The 17,271-nt window shown below is 51.3% G+C and carries 12 protein-coding genes; 3 read left to right on the top strand and 9 right to left on the bottom strand.

Annotated elements, in window-relative coordinates:
- Positions 1-265 precede the first annotated feature (265 nt).
- Positions 266-1,687, bottom strand: a complete 1,422-nt coding sequence (locus ACKI3C_RS12140; protein ID WP_407405424.1) for an AAA family ATPase — start codon at positions 1,685-1,687, stop codon at positions 266-268.
- A gap of 397 nt (positions 1,688-2,084) precedes the next feature.
- The gene (locus tag ACKI3C_RS12135) at positions 2,085-4,544 is read right to left on the bottom strand and encodes a glutaminase domain-containing protein (protein ID WP_407405422.1); all 2,460 of its coding nucleotides are present in this window, start codon (positions 4,542-4,544) and stop codon (positions 2,085-2,087) included.
- A 200-nt stretch (positions 4,545-4,744) separates the two neighbouring features.
- Here ACKI3C_RS12135 and ACKI3C_RS12130 point away from each other — a divergent pair, with 200 nt between their 5' ends.
- Positions 4,745-6,898, top strand: coding sequence for a glycoside hydrolase family 97 protein (locus ACKI3C_RS12130; RefSeq protein ID WP_407405420.1), 2,154 nt, complete (start codon positions 4,745-4,747; stop codon positions 6,896-6,898).
- Positions 6,899-7,017: 119 nt separating this feature from the next.
- Positions 7,018-8,385, top strand: coding sequence for a hypothetical protein (locus ACKI3C_RS12125; RefSeq protein ID WP_407405418.1), 1,368 nt, complete (start codon positions 7,018-7,020; stop codon positions 8,383-8,385).
- A 213-nt stretch (positions 8,386-8,598) separates the two neighbouring features.
- On the opposite strand, the gene ACKI3C_RS12120 is transcribed toward ACKI3C_RS12125, so the two are convergent.
- A complete protein-coding gene (locus ACKI3C_RS12120) occupies positions 8,599-8,817 on the bottom strand; it encodes a leucine-rich repeat protein (protein WP_407405416.1) in 219 nt (72 codons plus the stop codon).
- A gap of 557 nt (positions 8,818-9,374) precedes the next feature.
- Here ACKI3C_RS12120 and ACKI3C_RS12115 point away from each other — a divergent pair.
- Positions 9,375-10,739 carry an ATP-binding protein gene (locus tag ACKI3C_RS12115; RefSeq protein WP_407405414.1) on the top strand — a complete coding sequence of 455 codons (1,365 nt, stop codon included), beginning with the start codon at positions 9,375-9,377 and terminating at the stop codon, positions 10,737-10,739.
- A 46-nt stretch (positions 10,740-10,785) separates the two neighbouring features.
- Here the strand turns inward: ACKI3C_RS12115 and ACKI3C_RS12110 are convergent, their stop codons facing one another.
- The 6 genes from ACKI3C_RS12110 to ACKI3C_RS12085 all read right to left on the bottom strand — a co-directional run bounded on the left by ACKI3C_RS12110 (position 10,786) and on the right by ACKI3C_RS12085 (position 16,689).
- On the bottom strand, positions 10,786-11,301 hold the full coding sequence (locus ACKI3C_RS12110) for a hypothetical protein (RefSeq protein ID WP_407405412.1): 516 nt from the start codon (positions 11,299-11,301) through the stop codon (positions 10,786-10,788).
- Entirely contained in the window at positions 11,298-12,089 is a 792-nt protein-coding gene (locus ACKI3C_RS12105) for a TrmH family RNA methyltransferase (protein ID WP_407405410.1), read from the bottom strand. The genes ACKI3C_RS12110 and ACKI3C_RS12105 overlap by 4 nt, the downstream gene beginning before the upstream one ends.
- A gap of 119 nt (positions 12,090-12,208) precedes the next feature.
- On the bottom strand, positions 12,209-13,459 hold the full coding sequence (gene obgE / locus ACKI3C_RS12100) for a GTPase ObgE (RefSeq protein ID WP_407405408.1): 1,251 nt from the start codon (positions 13,457-13,459) through the stop codon (positions 12,209-12,211).
- A 155-nt stretch (positions 13,460-13,614) separates the two neighbouring features.
- Complete coding sequence (locus ACKI3C_RS12095) at positions 13,615-14,928, bottom strand: ABC transporter permease (RefSeq protein ID WP_407405406.1); 1,314 nt, start codon at positions 14,926-14,928, stop codon at positions 13,615-13,617.
- Positions 14,925-15,845, bottom strand: coding sequence for an ABC transporter ATP-binding protein (locus tag ACKI3C_RS12090; RefSeq protein WP_407405404.1), 921 nt, complete (start codon positions 15,843-15,845; stop codon positions 14,925-14,927). The genes ACKI3C_RS12095 and ACKI3C_RS12090 overlap by 4 nt, the downstream gene beginning before the upstream one ends.
- A gap of 115 nt (positions 15,846-15,960) precedes the next feature.
- Positions 15,961-16,689, bottom strand: a complete 729-nt coding sequence (locus tag ACKI3C_RS12085; RefSeq protein WP_407405402.1) for a YebC/PmpR family DNA-binding transcriptional regulator — start codon at positions 16,687-16,689, stop codon at positions 15,961-15,963.
- Between the last annotated feature and the right edge of the window lie 582 nt (positions 16,690-17,271).

Here is a 17,271-nt window from a genome sequence, read left to right as displayed (position 1 = left end):
TCGATTTCTTGAACATGTCTATGTGCTTGATTTTCTATACAAATATACGCATTTTTCTCCAGATCACAAAATTTCAAAGACCGATTTAGTGTTAAACTAACGTAATTTTAGTCATAAGTCGGCTCGCCGACTTTTTAGAGTAAACTCATAAATTAATAGAACCCACCTTAAGCCAGATTACCTAGAAAAAGAGTTTCTTTAAGGAATTCTTGACGGGATTAAACAGATGCAATGATATTCCTATCCCTATCACCAGTGCCAATTCTCAAAATTTATACAAATCGTTTAGGGTGATTGTTGCTTGAAAGACATCGGAATAGGCATTCCTCTTTATCCCCTTGGTTGTAAATAGCACAAGCCTTGTCGATTTACCCTCCACTGTGGTATCAAATGCTTCCTTACGTTTCAGTACCTTGTTGTATTCCGACTTTTCCAAAACATATTCGTGCATGCTGTATTTCGCCTCACAGATGTCCGTGATGCCATCGGCACGGTCTATCACAAGGTCAATCTGAGCACCTTGTTTCCTGTATTCGCTTCTCCACGAATAGTATTCTGTGTGCATACGATCAAGATGCATGGCGGTTAAAGCCTGAGGGATGTGTTGCATCAGCAGACGTTCAAAAGCCAATCCATACCAGGTATTCTGTGTGGGTGTACCAAGTGAAAAAGTCCAATAGTGTTCATCGCGAGTGCGCAGAGCCTCAAAGTAATGATAGAACAGAGAATACTGATCTACCAACTGATAAATCTGCCCGTTGTTTTTTGTTAATGAGTTCTTGCCCAACACAACGTATGAACGTATAAAGTCGCAGTATTCCAAATCTTCCAGCACCTTGGTCAGATGCCCATTATTGGCGGTTTTTAGTTTTTCGGCTATCTCTCCTCGCGTTAAACCTTTTTTGTTTTTGGCAAGCAGATTGACCACATCCTTATATTGCTTTGGATTGGTGAACAACGAAGAATACAACCTGCCATACTCTTGCTTCATTGTAGCATCTTTGGCAAAGAATAGATGATCAATGTTCTCTGCATACCCCTTGTCAGAATCCAGCAGGTCAAGATAATAAGGCACACCTCCCATAATCATATAAGTCTGAGCAACGAGTAGATTATCCCACTTCAATCCTTTCTTCCATAAGAATTGTTTTGTCTCGCAGAGATTGAATGCATGTAGATGCATTTCGTGCGTGATGCGATTGTGCAAACCGCCTTTGTTGTTAATAATGTTTCTTACCATCCACGATGTTGCACTACCACACACTATCAACTTGATATTGCTCTGCTTACTTGCCCATGTGTTCCAGAAATAGTCAAGTGCCTTGACAAACCCTGAGCAACGGGTGTCGAAGCAAGGCAGCTCGTCAATAAACACAACCTTTGCGCCTCTTTTCCCGCTTGCCTCTAGCACCTGTCTCAGTGCCACAAACATTTCCATCCATGTCCGTGGTTTCTTGCCTGTGTATCCATACAGCATCAACGAAGTGTAGAAAGCATCCATCTCATCTTTCTTTGTTCCACCGATGATACCAGAAGTTTCAAAAGCGAAGTTCTTGTAGAATTGTGAAACAAGAAAGGTCTTTCCGATCCTTCTTCGCCCGTATATTGCTACGAACTCTGACTTATCAGAATTTTTATATTTTGTCAAGGCATCCATTTCAGACCTGCGTCCTATGATAGTAGTCATAATATCAATGAGTTATTCAATAGGCACAAAGGTAATAATATTTTTCAAGGCATGCAAGAGTTTGGGCTAAACTTTACTATTTTTAATTTTTTTTAGCCCAAACTCTCGCATGAAATGATAAATAAACGAGGGAGTTTTTGCTGGGCAACAGTTAAAACTGTTTAGTTTGTTGTCCCGCCAGAGACAAGAGAGTGGCATCTATTTCAATTAACGAGCGAAATAAAATAGATTGTTGTGCTAAGCCCAATGTACCAAAAAGTAACAAAAGCAATCTGCTTAATCAGAAATATAATTCCCTTATTTATGATTAATCTGGTTTGGTTTGTTTCGTGAACAGAACCAGCCACCTCGTTGCTGCGGGGTGGCTGGTGTTGTTTTTCGGTTCGCTCTGGGCGGGTTATTTTTTGAGTTTTTGCTCAAGAAGCTTGATGTAGAATGCACCTACTACTGAGCGGTTCTGGAATGCGCGGTGATCGGGACGGCTGGTCCACACCCAGTCGCTCATGGGAACGCGTGAGGGTGAGCAGTTGTAGCCCTCGTAGATGGGGCGGATGAGTGCCTCGAAGTCGGCCTTGTCGGTTGCCAGGGTTGCGCTCCACATCACCCAGTCGGTCTTGGTATAGTCGGCACGGCTGTCAAGTGGCAAGCCGTAGCGGTGCTGTATTTTCTTGTAATAAGCAACCTCGGTTGCAGCCACCTCGGGGTCAAACACGTTGAATCCCAGCAGGTGGTCCCACACGAGGTTGTACTTCTGGCTCCAGGTGTTGGGGCGGTCAAACGCCAGGCGATAGTGGTCGCCGTCGGCAGCGTTCTTCTTCCACTCGGCAGCCATCCAGCGTGCCTTGTCCATGTATTCCTTCTCCACATCGGCCTTGCCAAGCATGCCTGCAAGGTAGCCGTAAGACGCTACGCCCAGGATAGCCTTGATAGCTAGGTTGGTGTTGTGGGCCGAGCGGCCTGCGAAGTCGTCGGTGCACAGCTGGTTTTCGGGGTCAAGGCCATATTTCACGAGATATTTGGTCCACTTGGTGAGTTCATCCCAATGTTTCTCGGCATACTTGGCGTTGCCTTCCACCTGTGCCAGCGCTGCGGTGGTGATGAGCATGTTGCCGCCCTCTTCCACGGGCATGTCGCCGTCGTAGGTCTGTCCGTTGGCTTGGGGATAAGTGCCCACATCGTGCGCGGGGAAGTCCTTGGTCCACTTGCCGCTCTCGCTGAAGTAGAAGATGTGGTTGAGCAGGCCCTTGGTGAGTTCGGGGCTGTAGAGCAGGAACATGGGCGATGAGGGATAGGTGATATCTACCGTGCCGATGGAGCCATTGCTGTAACACTCCTTCGATAGCCACAGCAGGTCGCCGTTGGGTGCCTGAACTAGCTTGTGGGCAGCGATAGCCTGGCGATAGACGGCAACGGTGAGTTCGGCATACTGCTTGCCGCCCACAGCGATGGCGTCGTCCATGAGTTTGTCGTCAAATGCGGTGCAGCGCTTGATGAGCGCGGGATATTCCTTCACAGCCTTCTTGAGCTGCGCGTCGATAGTGGTGTTGCCCTTGCGGTTCCAGTAGGGACGCAGGTTCTCGCCGAAGTATTGTATTGAATACATGTCGTCGTAAGCCAGGATAAAATATCCGGTGGTGCTCACCGCCTTGCCGTGCTTGCGTGTGAGTGCCATCTTGGGCGAGCCCTGCACAGCGCCAGTCGAGTCGCCGTCCACCCACAGCTTGCGCAGCGAGCGTCCGTTGCCCAGGGTTGCCACAGTGTTCTTGCTGTCGCCCAGCATGTAGAAGTAGCCCCAGTCGATGTTGCCGCCGTCGCCACGACGCTTGAGCACGGGCTGGTCCACGGTGCCCACCTTGTGTCCGGCGAGTCCGTTCTTGAGATAGGCGGTAGTGGTGGTCTTCTGCCAGCTCTCGTTCTTTGCCCAGTTGTCATTGGCTTCAAGGTAAACCTCGATGTCATGGGCCTTGCCGTCACGGCTGGTGGCAGTGTAGGTGATATAGTTCACGGGGCGAGACAGCAGGTCGAGGTCGTCCATGAGCAGCGGAGCAGTGAAGTCCACCTTCAGGTCCACGGGGCCAGCAGTGAAGGTGTAGTGGGTCTGTGTGGCCTGCACATCGACGCTGGTCTGCACAGCCACGTCATCGAAATAGTGACGCGGATCACGGTCAACCATGAACTGGTAGTCAAGCAGCGCATTGCCGCCACGATCCCAGCAATAAGCTGCTATGACATTACGTCCGGGCTTGAGCATTGCCACCTGCTCGGGGGCGAGCTCGTGGATCACGTGCTTGCGTGCCTTGTCGCCGGTGTCGATGATGGGTGCGCCGTTGAGATAGACAATGCAGTCGTCATCGTGGCTCAGGTCGAAGTATAGCGAATGCTCGCGTGGGTCGCCCTCGATGTTGACCACGCGGCGTGTCCAGATGCGACCGCCCTTCCACTGGGTGCGTGCAGTGTGCTCGCTCTCCATCGAGCCAAACGCGCCTGTGCCGGTCTTCCACGAGCTGTCATCAAACTCGGGCAGGAACCACGTGTCGGCAGGTCGCTCGGTGGTGTAGCGCGCTTCCCAGCCGTTGTGGCTGTCGTCGCCGGGCATAGGCTTGATTTCAAGGTCTTCCTTACCCAGGAAGCGATAGCACTTGCCGTCCACCTTGATCACGCCCAGCAAGGGGAACTCATGTCCGGTCCATTGCTTGACAGTGGCGTCGGTGAGGCGGTCGTTCATTGACCATGCGCTAGTAAACGGGTCGATGGTGATGAGAGGGACAGCCGGAGCGCGCAAGTCACTCTTTGCGCCGGCATTCACACTGGGGGCAATGGCAGCAGCGGCCATCGCAGCGATGATAAATTTCTTCATACTTTGTATTGCAGTTTTCGTTTTTACAAAGTTAGCGGTTTTTCTCTTATTTATTATAATGATAATACCATTTTACAACAATCTGACACGATAGTGTAACAAAGCGGCGGCGGGGGTGGAAAGATTTTTCGGCGTGCAACTTTCGTCTTTCGTGAAAATTTACTATCTTTGCATGAAATATAAACTTATAAACCTATATTATGAAACGAATTTGTTGCTTTGCAGCTGTTGTTGCTTTATTTGCTACAACGTGGGCAGCACCGCTGAAGGTGGCTTCGCCCCATGAGAAAATAACAGTGAGTTTTGACGTCGTTGACGGCCAACCCACCTACGAGGTTGCCTATGGCGACAAGCAGGTGATCAAGCCCAGCCACATGGGGTTTGACTTGGCCAAGGCCGACCTGCCCGGGTCGTTTGACAACATGGCAGTAGTGAGAAGCGGCGGCAACCTGTCGCTCAAAGACGGTTTCGTGGTCAAGGAGGTGAAGAACCGCAAGTTCAACGAGACATGGAAGCCCGTGTGGGGCGAGGAGAGCGAGATCGTGAACAACTACAACGAGATGGCAGTGACCCTCACCCAGCCCGAGATGCAGCGCACCATGGTGATACGCTTCCGCGTGTATGACGACGGCGTGGGATTCCGCTATGAGTTCCCCCAACAGCAAAATCTCAACTATTTCGTAATCAAGGAAGAGCGCACACAGTTTGCCATGACTGGCGACCACACCGCATGGTGGCTCGCTGGCGACTATGACACTCAAGAATATGAATACACCCGCTCACGCTTGAGCGAGATAAGCAAGCTGTTTGACGCATCGATATGCGGCAACGCATCACAGGAACAGTTCAGCAAAACCGGCGTGCAGACTTCGCTGCAACTCAAGACCGACGACGGCCTGTATATCAACCTGCACGAGGCTGCGCTGGTGGATTATCCTTGCATGAGCCTCAACCTCGACGAGAAGACTTTGACCTTCGAGTCTTGGCTCACCCCCGACGCCATCGGCATGAAGGGATTCATGCAGGCTCCCTGCCACACCCCATGGCGCACCATCATGGTGACCGACAATGCATGCGACGTGCTGGCATCACGACTCATCCTCAACCTCAACGAGCCTTGCAAGTATAAAGACACTTCATGGATCAAGCCCGTCAAGTACATGGGCGTGTGGTGGGAGATGATCAACGGCAAGGGTTCTTGGGCCTACACCGATGCCCTCCCCTCTGTGCAACTGCACCGCACCAACTACAACAAACTGGCTCCCAGCCCTAAACACTCGGCCAACACCAACAACGTGGTTAAATATCTCGACTTCGCTTCTAAACACGGATTTGACCAGCTGCTCATCGAGGGCTGGAACATCGGCTGGGAAGACTGGGCCAACAACAGCAAGGACTATGTGTTTGACTTCGTTACCCCCTACCCCGACTTCGACATCGAGTATCTCAACGAGTATGCCCACAGCAAGGGCATGAAGCTCATGATGCACCACGAGACATCATCAAGCGTGCGCAACTATGAGCGCCACATGGAACAGGCCTACCAACTCATGGACAAGTATGGCTACAATTCAGTGAAGAGCGGCTATGTGGGCGACATCATCCCCCGCGGCGAGCACCACTACGGACAGTGGTGTGTCAACCACTACCTCTACGCTGTGAAGCAGGCTGCCAAGCACCACATCATGGTCAATGCCCACGAGGCAGTGCGCCCCACCGGCCTGTGCCGCACTTATCCCAACCTCATAGGCAACGAGAGCGCCCGCGGCACTGAGTACCAGGCATTCGGCGGCACTCAGCCCGGCCACACCGCAATCCTGCCCTTCACCCGCTTGCAGGGTGGTCCCATGGACTATACTCCCGGCATCTTTGAGATGGACCTGAGCTATGCAGGCAACCCCTCCAAGGTGCTCTCAACCATAGGCGGACAGCTCGCACTCTACGTGACCATGTACAGCCCGTTGCAGATGGCTGCCGACCTCCCCGAGAACTACGAGAAGCACTTGGATGCCTTCCAGTTCATCAAGGACGTGGCTGTAGATTGGGACAAGTCGGTATATCTCGAGGCCGAGCCCATGGAGTACATCACCATCGCACGCAAGGCCAAGGGCAGCGACAACTGGTTCATGGGCAGCGTGGCAGGCAAGACCGCTCACGACTCGCAGGTGAAGCTCGACTTCCTGGACGAGGGCCGCAAGTATGAGTGCATCATCTATGCCGATGCTAAGGATGCCGACTACCTCAAGAACCCCAAGGCTTACACCATCACCAAGAAGACCGTGACCAGCAAGACTGTGCTCAAGCTGCGCTCAGTGGCCGGTGGCGGATGGGCAGTGTCACTGCGTCCATTGTAAACTAGACTAGGAACTAAGCCCTCTAGGCCCACTAGAAAGCCTAGAAGGCTTAGATAGACTAGCCCCCTAGAAAATAAACAAGCTACAATTTATATTAATTTAATAAGTGATTTTTTATTATGAAGAAATTTTACACACTTTGCGCAGCAGCGCTTGCACTTGCGTCAGCAAATGCACAAGAGTTCGTTTCTCCCGGCAATGGTACAACCTACACAATGGAAGTCCTGTCAAAGATTGCCGAAGCACAGGTAACAAATGTTGATGGCGCATGGCAGCTCAACGCCGATTTCACCATCAGCGCTGGCGACGTGCTCAAGATTCAGAACAACGAGGTCGTTAAGTTCAACGACAAGATTCAGGTAAATGTAGAAGGCACTCTCGACTGCACACCCGCCGACACCGCTCTCATCACAGGCGTAGAAGGCACAACCCCCAAGGGCTTCCGCATGTATGCCGACGACGCTAACGCAGTGCTCAAGAACACCCGCATGGAACAAGTGGGCATCACCTTCGGCTCTAAGAACGGCGCCATCGTTGCCGAGAACTGCACATTTGCCGACTACAACACATCCAACGCTAGTGGCGCTTGCCTCAACTTCAGCGCATCAAGCACCGGCAAGAACGTGATTGACGGCTGCACATTCGTTAACGGCGGTACTGCTGCCATAGGCAACGGAGCCAACACCCCCGTCGGCATCGTGATCAAGAACAGCGCTTTCCTGGCTAACAACACCAAGAACTCTAACCGTCCCCAAATCAACCTCACCAGCTACGGCACCGAGGATGTAGAGATCCTCGACAACGTCATCATTGGCGGACACTTCACCAAGGTGGGCGGCATCGCTGTGAGCAACATGATGGGCTACAGCTACTCTAACAAAGTAGTCGTTAAGGGCAACCTCGTCAAGGAAAACCGCTACGGTATCACCATGACAGGTCCGGTCAACATATTCATCGAGGACAACGAAATCATCGACAACATCTATGAGACCAACGCCATGAACGGCGGCAGTGGCCTCAGCCTCTATGACGCAGCAGGCAAGGGCAAGGTGTTCATCAAGGGCAACCACATCGAGAACAACCTGTGGGGTATCACAGTCATAGGCCAGCCCAACGTGAACGCTGGTAAGGTTGAAGATCCCGAGGCCGAGGATTACAACCCCGGTGACAACGTGTTTGTCAACAACGGCAACGGCGGCGTGCTCTATGACCTCTACAACAACGGCACAACCACCGTTTATGCACAGGGCAACGTGTGGAACGTTGACGAGCAGACCCAGGAGAAGATTGAAACCGTTATCTTCCACAAGGCCGATGACGCCAACCTGGGCGAAGTAATCTACATGCCCGCAGGCGACCCCAAGACTGCAATCAACGACGTTACCGTGGGCAGCACAGCCAAGGCTCGCAAGTATGTCGAGAACGGCCAGATCGTTATCGAAGCAGCAGGCATCAAGTACAACGTAGCCGGCCAGGCAATCAAGTAACAACACCTCCCCCCCCACAGGGGGACTCAACACGACCTTCAAGGTCACAACAACTAAGCGGATGCGTCATCATAGTGACACATCCGCTTAGTTGTTTTTTCCCTAGGGGGTGAAGGATTGAAATTAATTCCTAATCTAATATGTCAAACAACACACCTCCACGCTCGCCACACACATAGTTGCACTTTGCCATGCCTGGACGGCGAAGCTCAGTCACGACAAGCGGCTCGTGAGCCACAATGCGACGCTTTTGAGACTATGATTCTTGGCAAAACAGTCCTTGTTCAATACCTCAACCCCTTCTGGAATCTCGATATTGATCAAGCCACAGCTGGTGAAAGCATTTACAGGTATTTCCTTCATTGACGGCGACAAAACTATCGATGTGAGATTCAAACAACATGAGAAAGCAGCGGTGCCCACGCTTTTCATACTCTTGGGCAAGTGCACCGACGACAACAGGGGACAGTCGTGAATAGCATATGCATACAATATATCTCTTGTTTCCGCATCAGCGGGAAGCAGGAGTCGAGCAGAAGCGGAATTGGCTGCTAATATGATAGTAAATAACGTGACCAGTTGGGTTAGTGACCTTGAAGTGTCTAATACAAATACGATTGGATTTTTAAGAAGACGATAACATACCGAGATTGGAGTTCTTGCAATCAGTGCTATAACATGTACCCTGGGAAGAGAACACGGAATGAATGTACAACAGTGAGCCCAAGACAGCCAGTGGCACCAGCGTACCTATAAGGCTTGTGGACTCATCTGATACAAAGAGCACCGTAATTTCAACATCACGGTGCTCTGATTTTTGACCTCTGTGGAGTCCCTCACACAACCTATCTAAAGACATCTTGAAATGCAGAATCAGGAAAAAGTGTAATTTTATACCCCGGAAAAATGGGAAAAAGTGTAATTTTATAACGCTCAATTCCAAGAAAAAGTGTAATTTTGCATACGTAAAAATCAAGAAAAAGTGTAATATGGCTATGCTCTACAGAAAAATCAGCACATGTATTGAGGCTCATTTGCGCTCTGGAGATGACAAAATAATGGTCGTTGAGGGAGCTAGGCAGATAGGCAAATCATTTATTATACGTGAAGTCGGCAATCGGCTTTACAAGAACTTCGTTGAGATTAACTTTGCTAAAGACTACGAAACGGATGGTTTGTTCCGCAATATACACGGATTAGACGAGTTTTACATAACCCTGAGCATGGTTGCAGGAGGGAAATTGGGCGATAAGTCCGACACGCTTGTTTTCCTTGATGAAATACAACACTATCCCCAGTATCTGACCATGCTGAAATTTATGCGTGAGGACGACAAGTTTGCCTATATAGCTAGTGGCAGCTTGCTCGGTATCGCCCTGCGCAACACGGTTTCAATACCGATTGGCAGCATCATCCGCAAGCAGATGTATCAGCTTGATTTTGAAGAGTGGCTGATGGCCGAAGGATGGGGCAAAGATTCCCTTGATTATGTGCATGATTGCTACCAGCGACAAGCCTCTCTCTCAGAGGCACAGCACGAAAAACTGCTAGGCGAGTTCAAAAAATATCTGTTAGTGGGAGGTATGCCAGATGCAGTCAACACCTACATGGAAACCCACAATATCGTTAGGGTACGAGAAGTTCAGGAATCAATACGCAACTTATATAAAGAGGATGCAGCCAAGTATGAGAAGGAATCTAGCAAGAAACTCCTTGTGCGCCGCATTTATGACATGATTGTGTCTCAGATGGAAAACAAGAAGAAACGCATCGTGGCAAAAGATATCCGCGAAAAAAGAGGTGACAGATTTGAGTGGTTTGCCGAAGAATTTGAATACCTCGTATCTTCAGGCATAGCCCTCGATGTGCACGCTATCTCTAATCCAAAATATCCCCTGTCAGAGTCAGTCCACAAGAATCTGCTCAAACTGTATCTGAACGATGTGGGAATACTCACGGGACGATTGTATGAGTACAATATTGCTCCTGTGATGAAAGACGAGCGAAACATAAACCTCGGTTCCGTTTACGAGAGCGTGGTTGCTCAGGAATTGAAGGCACACGGGCACGATCTCTTCTATTATGACAACGCTAAGAAAGGCGAGGTTGACTTTCTTGTTAACAATGTGGCAGGAATGACAGTGCTACCCATTGAGGTAAAATCAGGAAAGGACTTTACTTCACACAAGGCACTGGACCGATTCCTTGCAAACAAAGAGTACAATATTCCATCGGGCATTGTGCTTGATAATGAACGTGAAGTATATACAAAGGACAATGTTACCTACATGCCTATATACTATATCATGTGCATAAGGCGTGCTGAAATTCCTGAAAGCAACAGTATTTTCTAAACCACAAAGTCGGCAAATCCACAAGTAGGAGAATGGCAGACTCGGCTCATTCTCCTTGTTCCTTGAATGATGCCGTATAGACTGGGAGCACTCGTTTCCAGAATAATAAGCCGTTGATTACTAGCAGTATTCCTGCTGCGATGCGGGCTGCGGTTTCGGGCATGAGCAGCGCGATGCCATTCATGTCGCCGCCTCCCACCATGCCGCATATCACGCTCATGTATAACGGGTCGAGCAACAGCATGATAATGGTGATGTAGTATAACACGGCACGCAGCAAACTACTATTCAAACGGCCGATACAACCTGCCAGCGCCACGAGCAACCATCCTGAAACCAAGGTTGCCACAGGTCCCATGAGGCAGAACACACCCATCTGCGTGTCGCTCATCATTTCGTTGTACACATCTATCTGAACTCCCATGACTCCCACCACATTGATGGTCTTGAACACACCCATGCACAAGGCTGTCACCAAGTGAGCGCCTTCGTGTATGAGATAATAGGCCAGCACTGCGGCTATGAGCCCTGCGTATTGTCTTGTCTTTTTGTTTGTCTTCATTGCATTAAATCTTGTCGTTGCTTGACTGCCTCATATAGAAGTATGGCAGCGCTTACCGAAACGTTGAGTGAATCGACGGTGCCCAGCATGGGAATGCGTATGTGGGCGTCGGCAGCTTCGCGCCAGGCGTTGGTGAGGCCGGTTGCCTCGGTGCCCATCACGATGGCGGTGGCACGCTTCATGTCGGTGTCATAGTAGAGGTGCGAGTCTTGCAGCTGGGCGGTAAGGATGGCTATGCCGTTGTCCTTGAGGAATGTAATGCACTCCTCGCTGCTGCATGCCACGCAGGGCACGCTGAATATCGCGCCTGTGCTGCTGCGCACCAGGTTGGGGTTATACAGGTCGGTGAGCGGGTCGCACACGATGACTGCTGTTGCCCCGGCAGCATCGGCACTGCGCAGCACAGCGCCCAGGTTGCCTGGTTTCTCCACGCTCTCAAGCACCACGATGAGCGGAGCATCGCCCAGCGCAATGTCGTCAAGCGTGAGATGACGCGTCTTGACCACCGCCGTCACGCCCTCGGTGCTGCCGCGATAGGCAATCTTGTCATATACAGCCTGCGTCACCTCGAAGACGGCGCTGCACGTCACTGCGGGAGGCTGCGGCAATATCGCTGGGCAATAATATACTTCAACGACCTCGAGGCCGGCAGCGGCGCAACGCTCCAGCTCGCGCACGCCCTCCACGATGAAGACGCCCTCGCTCAAGCGCAAAGCGCTTTTTTGCTGCAACGCCACCAGTCGCTTGACGCGGCTGTTGGCAAGGCTAGTGATTACGTTCTCTTGCATAGTCTATTGAGTAGTTGATATTTCGAGTTGTCGATGTTTCGATTAAACCTTTAAACTTTTAAACCTTTAAACTTTTAAACCCTTAAACTTTTAAACCTTTAAACCCTTAAACCTTTATCTCAAAACACCTGTTCCTCGTCGGGGTCGCTAACCACCTGGAAGTCATCGTTCTCGTCCTGGTAGTCGGTCTCCCAATACTCGTCGCTCCACTCCTTGCTGTCGGGGCCTATCATCTTGCCGCCGGCATTGGTATCCTCGTCGTCGTCAATCTCGATTACTTCTTCCTTCTCGGCCGAGAAGATGAAGTCGTCCTCGGCTTGCACGCGGTGACGCTCGTCGAGGTCGCGCTGCACGATGCTCTCGGGGATGCGGTTGCGCTCATCGTTGATGGTGCGCCACAGCACGTCCTTGAGCTGCGTGAGCCCCATCTGCGCCACGCTAGAGATGAACACGGTCTCCACGCCCTCGGGAAGCTCGGCACGCATCTCCTCGATGAGTTCGTCGTCGAGCATGTCGCACTTGGTGATGGCGAGCACGCGGGGTTTCTCCACGAGGTCGGGGTTGAATGTCTCAAGCTCATTGCACAGCACCTTGTATTCCTTGGCGATGTCGTCGCTGTCGGCGGGAACCATGAACAGCAGCACTGCGTTGCGCTCGATGTGACGCAGGAATCGCAATCCCAGTCCGCGTCCCTCGCTAGCGCCCTCGATGATGCCAGGGATATCGGCCATGACAAACGACTGCTGGCCGCGGTAGCTCACGATGCCCAGGTTGGGTTCGAGAGTGGTGAAAGGATAATTGGCAATCTTGGGTTTAGCAGCCGAAATCACGCTGAGCAGTGTGGATTTTCCCGCGTTGGGGAACCCCACGAGACCCACGTCGGCCAGCAGTTTGAGCTCCATGATCACGTGCTTCTCCACGCCGCGTTCGCCCGGCTGGGCAAAGCGGGGAGTCTGGCGGGTAGCCGTCTTGAAATGGGTGTTACCCAGTCCGCCGCGGCCGCCCTTGAGCAGACGCACCACCTGGTCGTGCTCGGTGACGTCGCACAGGAACTTGCCGGTGTCGGCATCATATACCGCCGTTCCGCAAGGCACCTCGATGGTGCGGTCTTCGCCGTTCTTGCCAGTGAGCTGGCTGTCGCCTCCGGCCTGTCCGTCGGTTGCCAGGATGTGGCGTGTGTACTTGAGGTGGATGAGCGTCCACAAGTTGCGGTTACCCTTGAGGTAAACGTGTCCGCCACGGCCGCCGTCGCCGCCGTCGGGACCACCCTTGGGCACATACTTGGCACGGTGCAGATGAGCCGAACCAGCGCCACCATGGCCGCTGCGGCAAAATATTTTCACATAGTCGATAAAGTTACTCTCTGCCATATCTTTTTTTTAACGAAAAACTAAAATGCTTACGCATTTTCACGAAAACGAAAAACTATAATGTTTGCGCATTTTCACGAAAACGAAAAACAGTTTCAAGAAGACAACTCGAAATATCGAGACATCGATTAAACCTTTAAACTTTTAAACCTTTACTACCCCTTTATCCACTTGATCACGTCTTTGATCGTGTGTTTCTTGCCGTAGAGCAGGATGCCGGTGCGATAGATGCGTGATGCAATCCACACGATGCCTGCCGCCGATGCGTAGAGAAGCACAAGGCTAATCAATATCTCCCACCATGCCACTTCAAAGGGCAGTCTCACCATCATCACCACAGGCGCGGTGAATGGTATCATCGAGCACGCCACCGCCATGGGGCCGTTGGGGTTGCCCACGCAGGCAATGCCAGCATAGAGGGCAATGATCATCACAAAGATGACCGGCGTGGTGAACTGACCGGCGTCGCTCGCCTGGTCCACTGCCGAGCCAAATGCAGCAAACAGTGCCGCATAGAGCACATAGCCGCCTATGAAATAAAGCACAAAGCAGCAGATGATGGGAACGTAGTTGATGCTGTAGATGCTTTTCATCACCTCCATCATCACATCATCGTCAACTCCCGCAGCCATCTGGGCGGCCTGGTTGCCCGTCATTGCGGTTGCCGACGGGTCAACGCCAAACACCACACCCATGATGCTGCCCATGACCATGAGCAGGACAGTCCACACGGCAAGCTGGGTGAGGCCCACTAGACCTATGCCCACTATCTTGCCCATCATGAGCTGGAAAGGCTTGCACGAGCTCACTATCACCTCCACGATGCGGTTAGTCTTCTCCTCGACCACGCCATTCATGATCATGGCTCCGTTCATGAGCACAAACATGTAGGTGAACAGCGACAGCATCATGCCCAGCACCATTGCCATCTCGGTCGATGTCTCGCTCTCGCCGTCACTGCTCCACTTCACGCTGCGCACATCGACTTTCACCCTGCTGTTGTCAATTATCTGCTGCAGGCCCTCGATGCCGTATGAGGCGACATGCGCACGAGTGATGGTGTCGCTCAATGCGGTGTTGATGGTTTCCTTGAGATTGGCATTGATAGTGCTTTCGCTATACACGTTCACCACAGGAATTGAATCGACTGTCTGGGGTATGACCACAACGGCTGTGATGTCACCGCCGCTCTTGTCGTAAAACTCGCGGGCATTGGTTGCAGTGTCGCCGCGCAGGGCCACGAAGTGGTAAAGGTCGGTGTCGTGTATCGCCTGGGCATACTTCCCCGTCTCGTCAATCACGGCAACAGTCTCAACGTCGCTTCCGGCATCGTTAAGATAGCCTATGAGCGCTGGCACACCGCCACACACCAGGATGAGCAACGGCATGAGCAACGTGGTGAGCACAAACGACTTGGACTTCACCATCGACATGTATTCTCGCGCTACGATAAGTTTCAGTTTGTTCATTGTGGCTGCTGTTTTGTGAGGTTAACCGTTTCGATGAAAATCTCATGCATGCTGGGCAGCACCTCGTGGAATCCCGTGAGGTTGCAGTTGTCGTTGAGCCATGACACTGCCGAGCGCACACCCACCCCGCTGTTGAGCTTGATGAGCGTCTCGCGCTTGTTGTCGCTCTTGCCGGGCAAGATGGCATACAGGTCATCATTGGCAGGCAGAGCCTGTCCGCCCTCAAGCGACACGGCGATGATATTCTTCTTGTAGGCATGGCGTATCTCGTCCACACTGCCCCGCAGCACTACCCTCGACTGGTTGATGAGCGTGATTTGCTCGCACACGGCCTCCACGCTCTCCATGTTGTGGGTAGAGAACAGGATAGTCGCGCCGCCGTCGCGCAGGGCCAGAATCTCTTGCTTGAGCTGCTCGGCATTCACCGGATCAAATCCCGAGAACGGCTCGTCAAAGATGAGCAGCTGCGGACGGTGAATCACCGTGGCGATGAACTGCACCTTCTGCTGCATGCCCTTCGACAACGCCTCGAGTTTCTTGTCGGCCCACTGCTCCAGGTCAAATCTCTTGAGCCACGACCGGGCCTCGGCCACCGCGATGCTCTTGGGCATGCCCTTGAGACGTGCCAGATAGACTATCTGGTCAAGGACTTTCATCTTCTTGTACAGACCGCGCTCCTCGGGCAAGTAGCCTATGCGTGTCACGTCGTCGTCAACGATGGGGCGTCCGTCAAGCAGCACCTCGCCACTGTCCTGGCGCGTGATGCGGTTGATGATGCGAATGAGCGACGTCTTGCCGGCGCCATTGGGCCCCAGCAAGCCATAGATGCACCCCTTGGGCACACTGATCGTCACCCCATCGAGAGCAGTATGCCCCGAGTAACGCTTCACGACATCTTTTATTTCAATGAAATTCATAATGGCTCAACTTGTTTCTCTAGAATTTCTAGATATCTAGGCTATATACAATCAAAGAGCCTATAGTTCCCGCAACAGGGACTCAATTAGGCTCTTTTCTTGACAATTCTTGTTGTTATTCTTCTACGTCGGCAGTCTGCATAGTGGTGAACACGCTCTGCACGTCTTCATCCTCCTCCACAACCTCGATAAGTGCCTCAACCTGAGCGGCCTGCTCAGCTGTGAGCTCCTTATAGTCGTTAGCCTCGTAAACAAACTCGCTGCTGATGATCTCGAAGCCGTTCTCCTCAAGATACTTCTGAATCTCACCGTTAGACTCAAATGCACCGCTGATCATGATTTCCTCCTCGTCCATGTCAACCTCTTCGGCACCGCAGTCGATGAGTTCGAGCTCGAGTTCGTCAAGTTCGATACCGTCCTTGGGAGTAACGTGGAAGTAGCACTTGTGAGTGAACATGAAAGCAACAGAACCCGAGTTACCCAGGCTGCCGCCCTTCTTGTTGAAGTAGCTGCGCAGGTTAGCAACGGTGCGGGTAGTGTTGTCGGTTGCAGTCTCAACCAGGATAGCGATACCGTTAGGAGCATATCCCTCGTAGATTACTGTCTTGTAGTCCTTTGCATCCTTGTCGCTTGCTTTCTTGATGGCGCGCTCGATGGTATCCTTGGGCATGCCGGCGCTCTTTGCCGATGCCATGAGGGTACGCAGACGTGAGTTAGTGTCGGGATCTGGGCCACTAGCCTTCACGCACATAGTGATTTCTTTACTGAATTTTGAAAATGCCTTGCTGTTTTTGCTGTTACGCGCCATGATGCGCGCTTTGCGATATTCAAATGCTCTTCCCATTGTGTAGTGTATATTTTATGTTTTTTGTTTTTAATTCTCTGTTTCACAGTAAATTGATACCACACCACGCACACATTGCGGCGCAACACGGCACAATTAACTCACAAAGATACTGCATTTTTGCCAATTTTGCAACTCTACCACTTGTCAAAAAAACGAGTGCTCCATTAAAAATACATCAAAAATACAGCCCAGGAACCATTTCACACAATCTTACCCTCGGCTTTAACTTTGGATTTTCCTTTAAAATCCAAAGTAGAAATAGTGTTAATCCCCAAATAATCAATGAGTTTTTTAAGAAAAAAACAGATTGGAAGATTTTCTCGGGCGAATCACATGACGACGGAGTCGTCGCACTGCATCGTAACCGATGGTCGCAGACCGTCGGAAAAGGACACGACCCAAACGACTTCGAAGGAGTCGCACCACAACCTCTCTATCTAGGGATATTCAGTTAATGCGTGATTTATGTGGGCGGTAATCGGAAGTGCGCGCTTCAAGAGTGTTCGGCGATGCTGTTCTCGTCTCGTTTAGTCTTTTCAGAGGCTAAAGATGCATTTTATGTATTTGTAGGGGCATGAC

This window comes from Sodaliphilus sp. (genome assembly GCF_045598405.1).
Taxonomy (GTDB): Bacteria; Bacteroidota; Bacteroidia; order Bacteroidales; family Muribaculaceae; genus Sodaliphilus; species Sodaliphilus limicaballi.
Note: the sequence above shows the minus strand (reverse complement) of the source record. Positions and strands in the feature narration are given on the sequence as shown.